Origin of the sequence: Romboutsia sp. 13368 (genome assembly GCF_018336475.1) — a bacterium.
Taxonomy (GTDB): domain Bacteria; phylum Bacillota; class Clostridia; order Peptostreptococcales; family Peptostreptococcaceae; genus Romboutsia.
Genome location: NZ_CP048741.1, coordinates 1,167,890 through 1,168,405, shown reverse-complemented (window position 1 = coordinate 1,168,405; position 516 = coordinate 1,167,890). Strand labels below are relative to the sequence as shown.

At 23.0% G+C, this 516-nt stretch carries 1 protein-coding gene; it reads right to left on the bottom strand.

Annotated features, from left to right (window positions below; translation table 11 throughout):
• Positions 1-516: chitobiase/beta-hexosaminidase C-terminal domain-containing protein (locus G3997_RS04755; protein WP_296648919.1), on the bottom strand; the 516-nt coding region annotated here is incomplete at both ends.

The window sequence follows — 516 nt, the reverse complement described above, 5'->3', positions numbered from 1 at the left end:
TACATCTGATACTTTAACATTATGTTTTTTTAACATATCAATTTCTTTATATATATTTGCCGTTTCATTTATTCTAATATTAGTTGAAAGTACGACAGGCTTATCTTTATTGATTTTAATACCCTCTTTAGATTTATCTATTTTTATATTTAACTGATTTGATTCAATATCATCCTTTTGAGCTATTGCTAATACATATARACAATCATCTGGTACTTCAAATTCTTTATCATATATATAGCCATGTTCTTTTGGATTTGAGCCATCTGTTGTATATTTTATAGTAGYTACTGGTATTGATTTTAATTCTATATATAATTTATTATTTTTATTAAATTCATTGTATTTTAAATCAATTTTATTATTCCATTGATAAACTTCTCCAGTTTCATTTACTCCCGAACTATCTACACATAAAAAGTTTATTTTTAACTCTTTAGTTTTAAAATTATCTAAATCTAATAYTTCCATAGAGTTGGTTGTAGGTGTATCATCAATATCATAATATACCTTATC